The sequence below is a fragment of the Staphylococcus sp. HMSC056G08 genome (genome assembly GCF_001812305.1).
GTDB classification, from domain to species: domain Bacteria; phylum Bacillota; class Bacilli; order Staphylococcales; family Staphylococcaceae; genus Staphylococcus; species Staphylococcus simulans.
In genome coordinates this window covers 14110-14634 of the sequence record NZ_KV808542.1, presented here as the reverse complement: position 1 = coordinate 14634, position 525 = coordinate 14110, and the positions used below count along the sequence as shown (strand labels likewise).

At 40.0% G+C, this 525-nt stretch carries 1 pseudogene; it reads right to left on the bottom strand.

Annotation, left to right across the window (positions count from 1 at the left end):
- Window positions 1-525 (bottom strand): annotated as a pseudogene (locus tag HMPREF2846_RS13465) (FIVAR domain-containing protein); the annotation flags it as partial.

Genomic DNA, 525 nt, shown 5'->3' with positions numbered 1-525 from the left:
TAAAGTCCGCTTGGTTGATAGCTTTCGCTTTTTCAAGCTCTGCTTTCAACGCTTCAAGTGCCGCATTGACTGCGTCTGCTTTATCTTGAGCAATTTTAGCGTTAATTGCATCTTCTAAAGCTGATTTCGCTGCATCTACTTCTGCTTGTGAAGCATTAGGATCTGCTTGTACTGCTTTTGCTTTGTCTAATGCTTCTTGAACGGCTTTATCTTCTTTATCTTTTGGATCTAACGTTAAACCTTCTGCGTTATTGATTGCTTTTTCAAGTTCTGTTTTATCTGCTTTCGCAACCAATCCAGCTTGTGCATCTTTCAACGCTTGTGTTGCTGCTTTGATTTGATCAACAGTTACAGATTCCGGATTGTTCACAATACCTTGTGCGACTGCCATTGCGTCTACTAATGGTTCAACACTATTAGGAGTAAACTCATTTTGATTGATTGCTTTCGCTTTTTCAAGTTCTGCTTTCAACGCTTCAAGTGCTGTATTGACTGCGTCTGCTTTATCTTGAGCAGTTTTCGCTT